The sequence below is a fragment of the Arthrobacter glacialis genome (assembly GCF_002909445.1).
In the GTDB taxonomy this organism is placed as follows: Bacteria; Actinomycetota; Actinomycetes; order Actinomycetales; family Micrococcaceae; genus Specibacter; species Specibacter glacialis.
In genome coordinates, this window is sequence record NZ_PPXC01000014.1 from 1 (window position 1) to 14,945 (window position 14,945).

General features: G+C 62.8%; 15 protein-coding genes. 6 read left to right on the forward strand and 9 right to left on the reverse strand.

Annotated elements, in window-relative coordinates; all coding sequences use genetic code 11:
* On the reverse strand, positions 1-251 hold a 251-nt coding region (locus tag CVS27_RS15680), incomplete at its 3' end, for a hypothetical protein (RefSeq protein ID WP_133162957.1).
* 117 nt (positions 252-368) lie between these two features.
* The gene (locus CVS27_RS15685; protein ID WP_103466795.1) at positions 369-1,301 is read right to left on the reverse strand and encodes a threonine/serine dehydratase; all 933 of its coding nucleotides are present in this window, start codon (positions 1,299-1,301) and stop codon (positions 369-371) included.
* A 117-nt stretch (positions 1,302-1,418) separates the two neighbouring features.
* Here CVS27_RS15685 and CVS27_RS15690 point away from each other — a divergent pair, with 117 nt between their 5' ends.
* The 3 genes from CVS27_RS15690 to hrpB all read left to right on the forward strand — a co-directional run bounded on the left by CVS27_RS15690 (position 1,419) and on the right by hrpB (position 5,121).
* Entirely contained in the window at positions 1,419-2,099 is a 681-nt protein-coding gene (locus CVS27_RS15690; RefSeq protein ID WP_370739520.1) for an MBL fold metallo-hydrolase, read from the forward strand.
* 68 nt (positions 2,100-2,167) lie between these two features.
* The gene (locus CVS27_RS15695) at positions 2,168-2,491 is read left to right on the forward strand and encodes a putative quinol monooxygenase (RefSeq protein ID WP_103466796.1); all 324 of its coding nucleotides are present in this window, start codon (positions 2,168-2,170) and stop codon (positions 2,489-2,491) included.
* A gap of 5 nt (positions 2,492-2,496) precedes the next feature.
* Positions 2,497-5,121 (forward strand): ATP-dependent helicase HrpB, encoded by a 2,625-nt coding sequence (gene hrpB, locus CVS27_RS15700; RefSeq protein ID WP_103466797.1) that lies wholly within the window; start codon positions 2,497-2,499, stop codon positions 5,119-5,121.
* Between the two features lie 25 nt (positions 5,122-5,146).
* Here the strand turns inward: hrpB and CVS27_RS15705 are convergent, their stop codons facing one another.
* The 5 genes from CVS27_RS15705 to CVS27_RS15725 form a co-directional block, all read right to left on the reverse strand.
* Complete coding sequence (locus tag CVS27_RS15705) at positions 5,147-5,440, reverse strand: protease inhibitor I42 family protein (protein ID WP_103466798.1); 294 nt, start codon at positions 5,438-5,440, stop codon at positions 5,147-5,149.
* Positions 5,441-5,496: 56 nt separating this feature from the next.
* Entirely contained in the window at positions 5,497-7,185 is a 1,689-nt protein-coding gene (locus CVS27_RS15710; RefSeq protein ID WP_133162958.1) for a DUF8189 domain-containing protein, read from the reverse strand.
* A 251-nt stretch (positions 7,186-7,436) separates the two neighbouring features.
* Entirely contained in the window at positions 7,437-8,270 is an 834-nt protein-coding gene (locus CVS27_RS15715) for an SDR family oxidoreductase (RefSeq protein ID WP_103466800.1), read from the reverse strand.
* 8 nt (positions 8,271-8,278) lie between these two features.
* Positions 8,279-8,839, reverse strand: coding sequence for a Dps family protein (locus CVS27_RS15720; RefSeq protein ID WP_103466801.1), 561 nt, complete (start codon positions 8,837-8,839; stop codon positions 8,279-8,281).
* Positions 8,840-9,129: 290 nt separating this feature from the next.
* Complete coding sequence (locus CVS27_RS15725) at positions 9,130-9,750, reverse strand: L-threonylcarbamoyladenylate synthase (protein WP_103466802.1); 621 nt, start codon at positions 9,748-9,750, stop codon at positions 9,130-9,132.
* 211 nt (positions 9,751-9,961) lie between these two features.
* On the opposite strand from CVS27_RS15725, the gene CVS27_RS15730 reads away from it, so the two are divergent.
* Together CVS27_RS15730 and CVS27_RS15735 are read left to right on the forward strand one after the other, a co-directional pair.
* Complete coding sequence (locus CVS27_RS15730; RefSeq protein WP_243400227.1) at positions 9,962-12,349, forward strand: transglycosylase domain-containing protein; 2,388 nt, start codon at positions 9,962-9,964, stop codon at positions 12,347-12,349.
* A 107-nt stretch (positions 12,350-12,456) separates the two neighbouring features.
* A complete protein-coding gene (locus CVS27_RS15735; RefSeq protein WP_103466803.1) occupies positions 12,457-12,885 on the forward strand; it encodes a universal stress protein in 429 nt (142 codons plus the stop codon).
* 18 nt (positions 12,886-12,903) lie between these two features.
* On the opposite strand, the gene CVS27_RS15740 is transcribed toward CVS27_RS15735, so the two are convergent.
* Positions 12,904-13,503, reverse strand: a complete 600-nt coding sequence (locus CVS27_RS15740) for a hypothetical protein (RefSeq protein WP_103466804.1) — start codon at positions 13,501-13,503, stop codon at positions 12,904-12,906.
* A gap of 371 nt (positions 13,504-13,874) precedes the next feature.
* Here CVS27_RS15740 and CVS27_RS15745 point away from each other — a divergent pair, with 371 nt between their 5' ends.
* The gene (locus tag CVS27_RS15745; protein ID WP_103466890.1) at positions 13,875-14,429 is read left to right on the forward strand and encodes an AMIN-like domain-containing (lipo)protein; all 555 of its coding nucleotides are present in this window, start codon (positions 13,875-13,877) and stop codon (positions 14,427-14,429) included.
* A gap of 78 nt (positions 14,430-14,507) precedes the next feature.
* Here CVS27_RS15745 and CVS27_RS15750 read toward each other — a convergent pair whose 3' ends face one another.
* Positions 14,508-14,930, reverse strand: a complete 423-nt coding sequence (locus tag CVS27_RS15750; RefSeq protein ID WP_103466891.1) for a pyridoxamine 5'-phosphate oxidase family protein — start codon at positions 14,928-14,930, stop codon at positions 14,508-14,510.
* Positions 14,931-14,945 lie beyond the last annotated feature (15 nt).

Genomic DNA, 14,945 nt, shown 5'->3' on the forward strand with positions numbered 1-14,945 from the left:
CCGTCGCCGTCAAGCGTCTGGACCAGCGTGGCCCATTCATCCGCCGAGATCGTCCGGGATGGGCCCACCCACGTCACGTTTTTCATGTGGGGGTCATCGGCGAAAGGGTCACTGGCCATCAGCCTGGCGAACTCGGCATCCGCACATCCGCCGTCAGCGGCCTCCGACCAGTGGTCGGGAGCCTGATCCAGAAACGGCTGTCCGGCAGGGGTGGAAGCCCTGTTGCTGCCGGGCCAATTGACGGTGCCCATACTCCAATTTTAGGCGCTGCCAGCCCTCAAGGGAAGACTTTTTAGAATATATGTTCCAGAAGATTGTTTCCCGCTCGAGAAGCCCGGGGAAGCGCCGTTGGAGATATCCCGGGCTTCTTACAACCCGGTGGGATCAGTGTTGGCACCGCATAGAATGACTGCAACGCGTTCGCCCGCAGCCGGCACATACGCCCCAGAGGCCAGGGCCGCATAGGCCGCGGCTGCGCCGTGCTCCAGAACCATGCGATAGTTCTCCCACAGGAACGTCCTTGCTGCGCTGATGCTCTCGTCGCTGACCAGCACGCTCTGAACGCCTGTCCGCACGGCCACCTCGAAGCCGATGTCGCCAATGCTGCGAGCCCCCAAAGAATCAGCGGCAATGCCTGAAACGGCAACATCCACGGGCTGGCCTGCTGCCAGCGCCGCGTTCAGGCTTGGCGCGTTGTCGGGCTCCACGGCAACAATTGTTGCGTGACCCTCCAGTGCCGCAGCGATCCCTGCCATCAGGCCGCCCCCGCCCACGGCCACGAGGACAGTGTCCATGCTGCCCAGTTGCTCCAGCAATTCAAGGCCAATGGTGCCGGCGCCGGCGGCAATCTCTAGTTGGTCGTAGGCGTGGCAGTACACGGCACCCTTTTCCGTGGCAAACGCGATGGCAGCCTCATACGCTTCAGCGTATTCGGCGCCTTGTTGCACCACGGTGGCGCCAGCCTTGCGCAGTTTGGCAACCTTCACCGCCGGAGCACTCAACGGGACATAAACGGTGGCGGGCACGCCCACGGTGGAAGCCGCGTAGGCATTGGCCAGCCCGGCATTGCCCCCGGAGGCCACCACTATGCCCACCGCCGGGTTAAGTTCGCCCCGCTCCTGGCAACCAATCACGCGATTGAAAGCCCCACGAGCCTTGAAGGTGCCTGTGTGCTGGAGAAACTCGCACTTGAGCCAGACATCGCCGGGGGAGTGGTCGGCATCCACTTTGAGCACCGGCGTCCGGCGAACCAGCCCATCGATGCGGAGGGCTGCCTGGTCAACATCTGCACGGGTGATCATTCAAGAGCTCTCTTTGCTGGCGTAAGGATTTACCCAAGGCTATAGCTGGCGGTGAAATGGAGTCCAACTTTGTCCATACCGAGAGATCCTTCCAGGCAGACGGACTAGGCTGGATCAATGACTATTGACTCCACTTTGATCCACGATCTGCCGCAGCACACAGTGCGCCGCGCGGTCGTCTCCGCCATGGCAAACAATGTCTATTTGATCACCGCCAAATCCACTGGTGCCCAAGTTCTCATTGATGCCGCGGATGATCTGCCCGCCATCAATTCACTCCTGCACGACGGCGCCGCGGACTCCAGTGGCCCCACGACGCTGGCCATGATTGCCACCACCCACCAGCATTGGGACCATGTGCGCGCCTTGGCCGCATTGGTGGCCCAGACGGGTGCCCCGACAGCTGCCGGAGCCCAGGATGCTGCCGGGATTGCTTCTGAATGCGGCGTTACCACTGACCACGCCGTGGGCGACGGCGGCAAACTGGCGGTAAACGGCATTGAGCTGGCAACAGTGCATCTGCGCGGCCACACACCCGGTTCCATCGCCTATGTTCTCCGCAGTGGTTCGGGCGAGCAGGAAAGTACGCTGATTTTCAGCGGGGACTCCTTGTTCCCAGGTGGTGTGGGCAATACTGGGCAGGATCCGCAGCGCTTCGCGCAACTTCTCGATGACGTGCAGGAGCGGCTCTTTGCGAACTATGGAGACGATGCCATAGTGCTGCCCGGCCACGGTGACGCGACCACCTTGGGCGCCGAACGGCCATCACTGGCTGACTGGCGTGAACGCGGCTGGTAACTGCGCCGAAAGTATGGCCTGCGCCTCACAACTGGCGTTGCGCACTTATGGCCGCTTAAGCTGGAGTCATGTACTTTATTGTTGTGAAATTTCAGGTCCAGCCCGAATCCGCCGAGGAGTTCATGGACCTGGTTGGTCCCTACACGGAATCCACCCGCGCCGAGCCGGGCAATCTCTGGTTCGACTGGTCACGAAGCGTTGAAGATCCCAACGAGTTTGTCCTGGTGGAAGCATTCCTGGACGACGACGCTGCCGGCGCCCACGTCTCCAGCGACCACTTCAAGTCCGGTCTTGACGCCATGCGCCCCGTCTTGGTCGCGACGCCCAAGATCGTCTCGCGCAAGGTGGACGGCGACTCCTGGGATGCCATGGGCGAGCTGCAGATCGACTAATACACATGCCCGCCACGGCCGCCATGGGGTATCCAAGCGGCCCCTTCAGCCTTGACACACTGGGGCAGGGACTGGTTTTTGCCCAGTCCCTGCCCCAGCTGGCGCACGTCCTGGCCCTTTCGCAGCCGGACGGTGCCGTTGCCGTGGTCCAGGCCCCGCCCGGGACAGGAAAAACCACCTTGGTCCCGCCCCTGGTGGCCAATGTGCTCAGCCACGGCCAGGCAGGGCAGCGGATCCTCGTTACCCAGCCCAGGCGGGTGGCAGCACGGTCGGCGGCAAGGCGGCTCGCCACCCTGGATGGCAGCACGCTCGGCACCAAGGTGGGCTACACCGTGCGCGGTGAGAACCACACGAGCCACGAAACAATCATCGAATTCCTCACCCCCGGAATTCTCCTGCGCCGCCTGCTGCGTGACCCCGGGCTGGAAGGGGTGTCCGCCGTCGTGCTGGATGAGGTCCACGAACGCGGACTGGAAACCGACCTCCTGCTGGGCATGCTGGCAGAAGTGCGGGCGCTGCGCGGCGATCTGACCCTGCTGGCCATGTCAGCAACCCTCGACGCCCAGCGGTTTTCCCGCCTGCTGGCGGACGACGCCGGGTCCCCGGCTCCTGTGATCGACTGCCCCTCCGCGCTGTACCCCCTAGAGGTTGACTGGGCGCCGGCGTCGATGTCCCGGGTGGATGAGCGCGGCATTTCCCGGGCATTCCTGGATCATGTGGCCGACACGGCCGCTGCGGCGCATGCGGCAGCCGTGGCCGGCAATCCCGCAGTGGATGCACTGGTCTTTGCTCCCGGTGCGTGGGAAGTGGGCCACATTGCCCAACGTCTGCGGGCTGCCTGTGCCGGTACGGAAATTCTTGAATTGCATGGCCAGGTGCCGGCACGCGAGCAGGACAAGGCAGTTTCGGCCAGGGTGCCGGGCGGATTGCCGCGCATCATTGTTTCGACGTCCCTGGCCGAGTCCTCGTTGACGGTTCCCGGCGTGCGCCTGGTGATTGATTCGGGTTTGTCGCGGGAGCCGCGCAGGGATGCCGCACGCGGCATGACCGGCTTGGTGACAGTGACCTCTTCGCGCGCCTCGGCGGAGCAGCGCGCAGGACGTGCGGCCCGTCTTGGACCGGGCAAAGTGGTGCGCTGCTACGAACAAAAAACGTTTGCGGCAGCCCCAGCCCACCCCACGCCTGAGATCGCCGTGGCCGACCTCAGCACCGCTGCCCTGCTCCTGGCCTGTTGGGGCGCTCCGGCAGGGCAAGGTTTGTTGCTCCCGGACGCTCCACCAGTGGCGGCCATGAACGCAGCCGTTGAGATTTTGACTGAATTGGGTGCCTTGGATGCCCAGGGCCATGCAACAGCGCTTGGAAAGACACTGGCAGCCATCCCCGCCGAGCCGCGCCTGGCCAGGGCACTGCTCGACGGCGCGGCCATGGTAGGCCCCAAACCGGCCGCCGAGATTGTTGGCGTCGTGGCAGGGGACAGCAGGGCGCAGGGCGCGGATCTCACCGCGCTGCTGAGCTCACTGCGTGCCGGCCGCGACCCCGGCGCACGCCGCTGGGGCCAGGAAGTGCGCCGGCTGGAACAGCTTGCGCGCAAGAATGCCGCACCCAACGTCCGCACTGGTGCCACGACAGTTGATGCGCCGGACGTTGTGGGGTTCGTGGTGGGGCTGGCCTTCCCGGACAGGGTCGCACGGCTGGTGGCCAACGCCGCGGGCCACCAATATTTACTGTCCTCCGGCACCCGTGCGGGGCTGCCAGCGGGAAGCGCCCTGGCCGGACACGAGTGGTTGGCTGTGGCAGATGTGGCCCGCGCCCAGGGGCGTGACGCCGCAGGCACCGGGGCCATCATCCGCGCCGCTGCTGCCTTGAGTCAAGAAATCGCCGAGCAGGTGTCCGCCCACCTGTTGCGGGATTCCGTGGTGGCGCAGTTCGTCAACGGCAAGGTCACCGCCCGCCGGGAGCGGCGGCTGGGAGCCATTGTGCTCTCCTCAACACCCGTCAAGGCATCCGCCGCACAGGGGCGTGACGCCGTGGCTGCCGCGCTGGCGCGCGAGGGTGTGGGAATGCTGTCCTGGAGCGCTCCGGCCGACGCATTGCGGCGCAGACTGGCCTTGCTGCATCGTGAGCTGGGTGAGCCGTGGCCGGATGTCAGCGACGCCGCCCTCCTGGCCAGACTGCAGGATTGGCTGGGACCGGAACTCGAATCCGTGGCGGCTGGAAGCGCGCTGTCTGCACTTTCTCTAACCGATCCGCTGCGACGCCTCCTGCCATGGCCGCAGGCTTCACAGCTGGGGGAGTTGGTGCCGGAGACACTTGCCGTTCCCAGCGGTTCACGGATCAGGATTGACTACCCGGACGTCTCCAGCGACGGCCCTCCCGTGGTGGCCGTGAAATTGCAGGAATGCTTTGGGCTGGCCCAAACACCGCTCCTGGTCAATGGCCGCGTGCGGGTGCTCTTCCACTTGCTCTCACCTGCCCGGCAGCCGCTTGCCGTGACGGATGACCTGCAGTCATTCTGGTCCGGTCCCTACGCCCAGGTCCGGGCACAGATGCGTGGGCGTTACCCCAAGCATCCGTGGCCCGAGGACCCCTGGAGCGCACCTGCCACGGCAAGGGTGAAAAGCCGGATGTGATCGCTTGCGCTCCCACGGCAGAACCTCAAGGCAGGACGTCCACGGTCTCGGTGCGCTCCTGGATTGATTGGCTCTCCCAGGAACGCTTGAGCTCAAACAGCAATTCCATGCGTCCGGGCTCACCGGCCATGAAATGGAATTTCTGTGTTCCGGGGGACGGTATCGGTGCAGGATCGGCAAGTTGCGAATCCGGGGCAAAGGACTTGTCCACAAGCTCCAGCCCGGCCGGCACCCCGGCCACCGACCATTGATAGCCGGTGGCCGGGGTGGCGGGGAACTCAACACTGAACATCTCGCCTGCCCGGACTGTGATCACCACTCAACTCTCCTCCGTGGCAGGCTCATGTCAAGGGCCGCATCTTGCCTAGTTCAGGATCAGGCATACCACTTGTGCCACATGGCAGAATCCGTGCCTTCCACGAAGCAGTCGAGCCGGCCGGGCGCCCAGGTGGACACCCCGGTTCCGGAGGACAGCAGCCCGCCAAGGTTTTCCTCACCGCTCCAGGACCCGTCCCACCACTTATGCATCATGTTGAAGCCGGCGCCGGGGTAGAACATGTCAATCCGGTCCGGTCCCCAGGAGGCTGCGGAGAGGTCACCGCCAACGTAGCCGCCCAGAGCTTCCCAGCCGCTCCATCCGGCCCCTGCCCAGTACTGGTGGTACAGCTGGCTGTCGGTGCCCTTGACAAAGGTGTCGAGCCGGTTGTCGCCCCATGAAGCAACGGCAGGGGCGGAATCGCACACCCCGCCCAAGCTTTCCCAACCTCCCCAGTTGCTGCCATCCCACCACAGGTGCCACATGGCCGAGTCCATGCCGCGGGCAAAGACGTCAATGCGGTTGGGGCCCCACGAAACTGCTGCGGGGTCGGAGGACAGCAAGCCGCCAAGGGCTTCCCACCCGCTCCAACCACCGTCGAACCACTTGTGGTAAAGCTGGTGGTCGGTGCCCACCACAAACATGTCCAGCCGCCCGGATTCCCAGGAGCAGATGGCCGGGCCGCTCTGGCAGCCGCCGCCCAGCGATTCCCAGCCGTTCCAACTTGAGCCGTCCCACCACCTATGCCAGATGGCGGAGTCGGTGCCGCGGGCCACGGCGTCGATCCTGTTGGGTCCCCAGGAGACGGCACTGGGCTTGGAGGTGATGATTCCGCCCAGAGACTCCCAACCGCTCCAGCCGTGGCTGGGCGGAAGCTGCACACCCTGGGCGGTGGAGAAGGCGTATACGTCAAAGTTGCACTGACCGTAGGCGATCTTGAAGTAGCCCGACATGCCCCACCCGGTTCCCCAGGAGTTCTTCACCAGCCAGCACTGCTCGGATTCGGAGTAGCCGATTACCTCAACGCAGTGCCCGCCAACGTAGTTGCCCGTGACGTGCTGGTACACGCCCGTGGCGTAACTGTAGAAGTCGTCGTAGACGTCGAAGGATGCGGCGCACGGGCCGGTGCTGTCCAGGTAGCTCTTGCGCTCGTTGATGTCACCGATCAGGCCGTGGTTGGTGATGGAGACCTGGCTGTCGGCCCGGTTTGGGGTGGGCCGCACATACGGCTTCCAAAGATTGGTGGCCGGGTCGATCACAGGTGGACTGTCAAAGGCGCTCGAGTACGGCAGGGCCGTCTCGCTGACCTGCCCCCGGGCCTGCAACTGTGCCATGCAGGCATGGGAATTCCAGCCGCCGCAGGACGGGCCATGGCTGGAATTGAAATGTGAATCGGCCTCGGACAGGTCAAGGAGCTGACCGTGCTCAATGGAGGCCATGGACTCAACCACCGCAGTGCACGCAAACGATACGCAGGAACCGCAATACTGCTGGTCCCGCACAGCAGTGACGTGGTTGCCGTTCTTGTTGCGCCAGTCAACTTCCGGGGCAAAGGCCCTGGCTGCCAGTCCGGCGGCTTCCTGAGGTCCTGCCGCGCGCATGGCGACGTCGGCCGGGGTGAAAATGACGCCCAATAGGGCCCTCTTGCCCTCGTCGCTCAGCAGCGACTGAGGCGTGATGCGGGGACTCCAACGAGCCTCTGCCGAGGTAAGGGTTGCCGATAGTTCGTGAATATCCAAAGTGGCCATGGTGGTGCCCTCCGTGAGCGCGCGGCCCTCCCACACGGACCGCTCAGTGCATGGGTTCCGTCAGCAAGAAATTGTGGGTGGGGCGCCCCGCAGGCCACCTCGCCGGGCCTCCCGTTTCTTCCACCAGGAGCCCCGCCCGCACGCAAATCATTCAACACATTCAACACTGCAAATGCTAAGACCTGCGCTACGGGCGGGGCTATGCTACCGGCCAGTGTTTAGCCAAAAGGACAAGGTGGGTGTCAGTCGCCCTAGGAGGTGCCCTTCCTTGTCGCCTGCCGCCACTCATTTGAGGCCAAATGCGAACTGGCTTGGGCGCCCACCTGAGCCATTCCGCCGTCGACCTCCCAGCTGGCACCCGTCACATAGCTGGCCGCAGGGGAGGCCAGGAAAGTGACGACGCCGGCTATCTCCTCCGCGGTCCCGGCATGTCCCAGCGGAATGCCTGGACGCGGAATCTGGTGAGGGTGCCGCAGCTCGGAGTCAGGCAAATGGGTGGCGATTTCACCTGGTGCCACCGTGTTCACGGTGATCCCGTGCCCGGACAGTTCCACGGCCAGAGTCTTGGCGAGTCCGTTGAGGCCGTACTTGGAGGCACAGTAAGCCCCGAAGCCAAACCTTGGCTGGTGGGCGTGGATGCTGGTGATCACCACAATCCGCCCACCGGAGCCGCCGGCAATCAACAGTTTCGCAGCGGCCTGCAGACAGAGGAAAGCGCCGTTGAGGTTGATGTCCAGTATCCGCTGCCAGTCCTCATACTCGGTGTCCACCACCGAGCTGAGCAGCCCCACGCCAACGTTGTTGACAAAGACTCCCAGTGATCCGAGCTCCGTGGCCAGCTTTTCCACGGCAGGGGCGCAGCTGGGAAGGTCGCTGGTGTCCAGCCATAACAAGGCGGCGCGCCGACCCAGCTCCTCGATGCTCGCAGCGGTGTCCCTGGCACCCGCCTCATCGTCATGCCAGGTGAAGCCCACATCGAAGCCGTCCCGAGCCAAGGCGATCGCTATGGCTTTGCCAATGCCGCGATCGGCACCGGTGACTATGGCCGTTTTGGGGTAAGTGGAAACTGTTCCGGAGCCCGTCACAGCCGCTCTTACTTTGCCTTGTTGGCGGCTGAGCGTTCGGTCTTGGCGCCCGCGGTGAGGAGGTCGCCGTCGTCGTCCTCGAGATGGGCGCGCATGAACCACTGGAACAGTTCCAGCTTGGCGCATTGGCCAATGAGTATGTCCTCGGTGATGGGGTCCAGCTCGGCAACGTCGGCCAGGGTTTTGCGGTGGCTGGAGAGGAAGCCCTTGTACACCACATCCAGGGCAGCAAGGTGCGCCGCGGTACCGGCCCGAGCAATGGCGTAGTCATCCCACGATCGGGCCTCGACCAAGGCTCCGGGCAAACCGTTGGGGGAGACACCCAAGGTGGCGATGCGTTCGGCGGTTTCATCCACCATGGCACGGACCACGTCAATTTGGGGATCCAGCATCTCGTGCACGCTGATGAAGTCCCTGCCCACCACATTCCAATGTGCGTGCTTGAGCGTCAGCTGGAGGTCGTTGAGGGCGTGGAGCCTTGATTGGAGCAATGAGCCCACCTTGTGGCCATCCTGAAGTGATAAGCCAGGAACCGTGTATCCCGCGTGAGCTGTCCTCTTAACAACCATGTGAAACTCCTTCGTATCAACGCTCTGGTTAGCTGTTTCCTTGTTTCGCAGGACCGGAACGTGCCCGATCTGCTCTCACGGTAACCACATCTTCGAAGAAGGTCTAGAGGTGTCCGGCACCAGTTCACCCGGAACACCCACGTTCCGGGAGTTGTCCCCGTGCAGCCGCGTGTCACAGGTGGATAGTTTCTGATGGCGGGGCGCGCCCACTAGCGCAAGGCAAGGGCCGCCGTCGCACTTCCTTATTGGAGCACTCCTTTAATGGAGCACAGCGGCGGCCCTTCTACGGTTTATTCGAAACGGCTGGGATCTCCCATGCCGCGCCGGACAACTTCGGCATAGCCGCTGGAAAAGTCAACAACTGTTGTTGGCTCGGCGCCAACATCACCGGCGTCGATCACGGCGTCCAGCACGTGGTCCAGCGTCTCCTTGATTTCCCAGCCCTGCGTCAGCGGCTCCTGTTCATCAGGCAGCAGCAGGGTGCTGGAGAGCATGGGCTCGCCCAACTCTGCCAGAATGGCCTGGATCAGGCTGCTGTCGGGGATACGCACGCCAACAGTCTTCTTTTTCGGGTGGGCCAGGCGTTTGGGTACTTCCTTGGTGGCCGGGAGAATGAAGGTGTACGGCCCGGGCGTGACGGCCTTGATGCTGCGGAAGATGTCATTATCCACCATGACAAATTGCCCCAGCTGTGCAAAGTCCTTGCAGACAAGGGTGAAGTGGTGCTTGCTGTCCAGTCGGCGAATGGACCGGATTCGATCCAGAGCCTCGCGGTTGCCCAGCTGTGCACCCAGCGCGTAGCAGGAATCGGAGGGGTAGGCGATGAGCCCGCCGGATTGCAGGATGGCCACGATCTGGCTGACCGAACGCGGCTGGGGATCGTCTGGATGAATGTCGAAGAATTTTGCCATGAAATGAGCATACGACTCCCGCACGCTCCCTGGGGCCATTGTGCCACTTCACTGTGACGTGCACCGGAGTGCTGCCCTGCTTCCAGCGGTTTCGGGGTGCCACGTCCAGCTAACTCCCATATATTGGGGGGACGCTAAAAAGGACGTATGCGCCAGGGCCGCCGCGCATCAAATGGCCCCGGCGCATGAGCACTTTAGAGGAAGGTCTTCCATGGGAGAGCGTTCACCAAGGCAGCCCAAGGCAAGCCACTATCTAGCGACTGCTGCCAACGGGGGAAGCACCACGACTTCCTCGCAACTGCTGCGGATGCTGCTGATCAGTTCAGTCATCGGGGTGATGGTGGCTGGCATGTTCGTGCCCGCGGCAGCTTTTGCCAAGGTGGCTGTGGCCGGTGTCAACGATTTTTTGACCACTGTTCCGAGCTCGATGGACTTTCAGGCACCCGCGCAGGCAACCACAATGCTCGCCTCCGACGGTTCCACGATTGCCACCCTGTACGCCCAAGACAGGAAGGTCGTGGATTTTGACAGCATGTCGCCCTTCATCAAGGACGGCGTGGTTGCCATTGAGGACGCCAGGTTCTACGAGCACGGCGGGGTGGATCCCACAGGCATTGTCAGGGCCCTGGTCGCCACCATCAATGGCGGGCGCCAAGGTGCCTCAACCATCACCCAGCAGTACGTCAACAACATGTTGATCGAACAGCTGGTGGCGGATGGGAAGACTGATGAAGCCAAGCTGGGCATGGAAAAGACGGTGGCCGACAAGGTCACCGAAATCCAGCTGGCCATTGGGCTGGAAAAGAAGTTGTCAAAGGATGACATCTTGGCCGGGTACCTGAACATCATTTACTTTGGCAACGGGGCATACGGCATTGAAGCTGCCGCGAAACTGTACTTCAACACCACGGCCAAGGATCTTACCCTCCCACAGGCCGCAGCATTGGCTGGGGTGGTCAACCGGCCCACCTACTACGACCCCATCACCCAGCCGGAGAATGTTGTCACCCGGCGCAACGCAGTTCTTGCCAAGTTGCTGGATCAGAATAAGATCAGCCAGGCGGACCATGACGCTGCCGTCCAGGCGCCCCTGGACCTGCACGTAACCACCAGCTCTCAGGGTTGTGCCGCAGCCACCGCCGCCTATTTCTGCGACTATGTGCAGCAGCTTTTTCTCAACGACCCGGCCTACGGTGCCACCCTGGAGGAGCGCACCAAGGTGCTCTACCAGGGCGGCCTGACCCTTCAAACCACGTTGGATTCAGCCCTGCAAAAGGTGGCCCAGGAGCAAGCCACAGCCACCATGAGTGCCACCGACCCGCTGCAGCGTGGTGCGGCGATTGTCAGTGTGCAGCCGGGGACGGGCAAGGTCCTGACCATGGCGCAAAATACTGTGTACAACCCAACCGAGGCGCCAGGGAATTACATGGGGAATTTCGCTGTTTCTGTCAATGACGCCAATGGCCAGCCGCTCCACGGTGCCGGTGGTTTCCCTGTCGGTTCAACCTTCAAGCCGTTTGTGTTCGCTGAATGGCTCAACAGCGGCCATTCCATGATGACCTCCATCAATGGCGCCGTCCGGCGCTACCCCAGCGGCTACCCGTGGACCAATTCCTGCGGAACCACCACGGGCGACTATGACCCCGCAGCCCCGCCGTCGTTCCTGCTCCCCAACGATGACCCCAACCACTACTACTCCATGAGCGCCTACGAAGGCCTCTATAACTCCATCAACACCGTGACTTTTCAAACCGCCACAGCCCTGGACTTTTGCAACATCCAAAAAATGGCAACAGCAGCCGGGGTGAAAGACGGGCGGAGCAACAAACCCTATGACCTTTCCAGCATTGCCAACTTGCTCGGCACCAAGAATGTGGCTCCCTTGGACATGGCGACGGCGTTTGCCACCTTCGCCAGCGGGGGTACGCGCTGCAACCCCATTGCCTTGACGGCCATCACTGGAGCCAACGGAACCAAGTACCCTGTCCCCGCCGCGGACTGCAAGCGAACCATCAGTGCCGACGTGGCGGCCGGGGTGACCTACGCACTGCGCAGCGTCCTGCAGCGCGGCTCCGGCTGGAACATCCCCCTGGACGACAAGAACAACTCCTTCGCCAAAACCGGTACAACTGACGGCAACATTGAAACCTGGACCATTGGTGGCAATAGTGGAGTGGTTACCGCATCATTCTTTGGCAGCTACAAGGGCAACGGTGCCGAATTTGTGAACCAAGACATCGTGATCAACGGCAAGTACTACGCAGGCGTTGACGGTGCCGACCTAGCTGGCGGCCAGTGGGCAGCAGTCATGAACGCCGCAGCCGCCAACCCTGAATACACCGCTTCGGAGTTGGTGAACCCGCCAGCAGAGATGCTCGCCTCCACGGCACCCTTGGTGGCGGGGTTCAATGACCCCACATCCGGCGCGGAATCGTTGCCCGTAACACCTCAAGTTCCCGCGCAGCCCCAAGACCCAAGCCCCCAGGTCCCTGCGGTGCCTCAAGCAACCGTTCCGCCGCAGCCCACGACCGAGCCCGAGGCAACCCTCCCGCCCCCAGCGGCTGAACAGCCGTCAACGCCGGCACAGCCTGCGCCGTAAAAAGCCCACCTGTGGCAGCCATGGGGGTGTCCCAACTATGGACAGCACGTTTTCTGAGCAAGAATACAAAGCAACGGGATGGGCCCGTTGCCTGAAGGAGCGAATTCGTGTCTGAAGCTACACCAGTGGTCCGCATCGTGGTTGGCGTTGACGGGTCCAGCGCGTCAGTAAAAGCGTTGCAAGAAGGCGCCAAGTTCGCTGCCGAACTAGGCGGGGTGGTTGATGCCGTTGCCGTGTGGGAGGTGCCCAGCAGGCATGCCACCTACGAGGCGCTGGGGATCGGAAGCTTTGAAGACGGTGCCTGCCAAGTACTCAACGATGCCTTGTTTCAAGCATTTGGCGCCGACGTCCCCACCACAGTCTCGGCACGCCTAGTCCAAGGCCACCCGGCCAAGACGCTGGCGGCATGCTCTGAAGGCGCCCGCATGCTGGTGGTTGGACGACGAGGCCAAGGCGGGCTGCTGGGTCTGCTGCTTGGTTCCGTCAGCAATGCCGTGGTCAGCCACGCACCGTGCCCGGTGCTGGTGGTTCAGTAAGCTACCGGCTCAAGTAAGTTACTGCCGGGCCAGGCAGCCTTGGGCAGCTTTTTCGGCTGTCTCCAAGGCTTCCGCCAACATGGCGACGGCCCGCTGGTACTCCGCGACGCCGTCGTCCGCGGGAACATCCCCCGTGAGGGACATCCGAGTGAGGCACCCTGGTCCGTGTCGAAGTGAAGCTGCGGCGCGGGCGGCCTTGGCCAGGGCCGAGGTTTCGGGCACCCGGACATCGCTCATGGCGGGGAAGTCGATGGCAGCGGCCGGGTCCAGTTCATAGCGGCCCCAGCGAGTCATTAGGGCGTCGTGCTCATGGTTGGCGGTGCTGAGGGCAAGGCTGAGCTGCCGGCGGCGGTCGGTGGCTGCGGCCGTGATCTGGCGACGCACCACGAGCTTATGGGTGGCTACGGTAGTGGCAAGGGCCACGGCAAAAAGTGCCAGTGACGTGAAGCTGCTGGTGAGCGCCGGAATCAAAATCAGGGGCGCCGCCACGCACAGGCCGGCAAAGGCGTACCAAAACGTTGCGTCAGGATCATTTTCCGCCGTGGCGCGTGTTCGAATCAGCCAAACGGTAGCCGCTGCCGTGAGACAGACCAGCGCCGCAAGTACTAGGACAACCATAACCGGCACCTCCGACGGACGTGGTCCCGACGGCCCCGCCCGGACACTCCTTGCTGGCGCACGTGGCGTGTCGCCATACTCCTATTGCAGGCCTAAATCCCACCCGGGTCAAGGGGTGGGCACAGAAGTTCGAATTTCCGTCTTCCGAGGCGCCCGTCCCCGGAACTTTGGCGCAACTGATTCACTGTGATGCCCAAGGTCACGATTAGGCGACTACGGAAATATGGGTAACGTTCACAGCCGCGCCAAGTGTCGCCGTATCGCTTTGGCCGATTTTGCGTCCTGGGCGATGCGCTCTGGGCTCTGCAGGAATAGCGTTAAACAACCCTCACAAAGAGGGCATCCATCATTTCCCATAGAGGGTGTTTTTCATGAAAATCGTCAAAACTTGGTTGGCAATTGTGGGGTTGCTCCTGGCGTTTGTTGTGGTTGCTCCGGCGCCTGCCCAGGCCGCCTCAACACCGTATTGCGGCATCACGTGGGGCTCGCTGGCGAAGGCGTCCGGCAGCCTTACCGGTGCTTCCGTCACCAATGTTCGTGCCGGCCGGCACGCGTGCTATGACCGCATGGTCATTGACCTTCAGGGCCATGCCAACGGCTTCAGCGTGCAGTACGTTGCATCGGTTTCCCAGCCGGGCAGCGGCTTTCCCGTGCCGCTCCGGGGCGGTGCGGATCTGCACGTAGTTGTTCTGGCGCCGGCCTACGACCAGAACACCGGGATGTCCACCTACAATCCGGCTAACAGGAACGAGCTGGTTAACACCGCTGGCTTTGCAACCTTCCGCCAGGTGGCCATGGCCGGCAGCTACGAAGGCTACACCCACATCGGTGTGGGGGTGAGGGCCAGGCTGCCGTTCAGGGTATTCTTCCTGAACGGCCCGGGGAACACGACCCGGATAGTGCTGGATGTGGCCCATCAGTGGTAGGTCCCTTTGGTGCCGCCGTTGCTCCCGTATTTTCAGGAACGACGGCGGCACTTTTGTGGCCGGGCAGAACTCGGCGAGCTAGTAGCGCTCGGGTTCCGAGCCCAGGGGGAAGCGGATCCCACGAACACTGCTGGGCGTGATTTCCACAAAGGTGTACTTGAGGGTTTGCAGCCAAGGCGTCAACGGCAGGTCCATGACGGCGTCGATCTCGGTTTGCGATTCCAAGACTCGTGCAGTCCCCTTGAGGACGACACTCCACGCCTGATCCTCGGCGAGGCCGTCTATCTCGAAGGCAACTGTGTCATTGATGGTCAGTTCGGCCAGCTTGGTTCCGGGGTTGGTCCGGATCAACAGTTTCTGCTCATGAGCGAGGAAATTGATGGGGAAGATGTCGGGCTGGTTGGCCACGCTGAGGGCCAGTCTGCCAAAGCTCGTGTTCTCCAGAAACTTCCATGCTTCATCGGTGGACATGTTCTCGCCGGGGCGCTCATCAGTGCTCATGCTGCGATTATGCCC

What these genes read in the sequence shown, in the direction of transcription:
- hrpB (WP_103466797.1), top strand. Translation starts at nt 2,497, where the DNA reads ATGCCCGCCACGGCCGCCATGGGGTATCCAAGCGGCCCCTTCAGCCTT.
- CVS27_RS15750 (WP_103466891.1), bottom strand. Translation starts at nt 14,930, where the DNA reads ATGAGCACTGATGAGCGCCCCGGCGAGAACATGTCCACCGATGAAGCA.
- CVS27_RS15685 (WP_103466795.1), bottom strand. Translation starts at nt 1,301, where the DNA reads ATGATCACCCGTGCAGATGTTGACCAGGCAGCCCTCCGCATCGATGGG.
- CVS27_RS15720 (WP_103466801.1), bottom strand. Translation starts at nt 8,839, where the DNA reads ATGGTTGTTAAGAGGACAGCTCACGCGGGATACACGGTTCCTGGCTTA.
- CVS27_RS15725 (WP_103466802.1), bottom strand. Translation starts at nt 9,750, where the DNA reads ATGGCAAAATTCTTCGACATTCATCCAGACGATCCCCAGCCGCGTTCG.
- CVS27_RS15745 (WP_103466890.1), top strand. Translation starts at nt 13,875, where the DNA reads ATGAAAATCGTCAAAACTTGGTTGGCAATTGTGGGGTTGCTCCTGGCG.
- CVS27_RS15695 (WP_103466796.1), top strand. Translation starts at nt 2,168, where the DNA reads ATGTACTTTATTGTTGTGAAATTTCAGGTCCAGCCCGAATCCGCCGAG.
- CVS27_RS15740 (WP_103466804.1), bottom strand. Translation starts at nt 13,503, where the DNA reads ATGGTTGTCCTAGTACTTGCGGCGCTGGTCTGTCTCACGGCAGCGGCT.
- CVS27_RS15710 (WP_133162958.1), bottom strand. Translation starts at nt 7,185, where the DNA reads ATGGCCACTTTGGATATTCACGAACTATCGGCAACCCTTACCTCGGCA.
- CVS27_RS15690 (WP_370739520.1), top strand. Translation starts at nt 1,419, where the DNA reads ATGACTATTGACTCCACTTTGATCCACGATCTGCCGCAGCACACAGTG.
- CVS27_RS15730 (WP_243400227.1), top strand. Translation starts at nt 9,962, where the DNA reads ATGGGAGAGCGTTCACCAAGGCAGCCCAAGGCAAGCCACTATCTAGCG.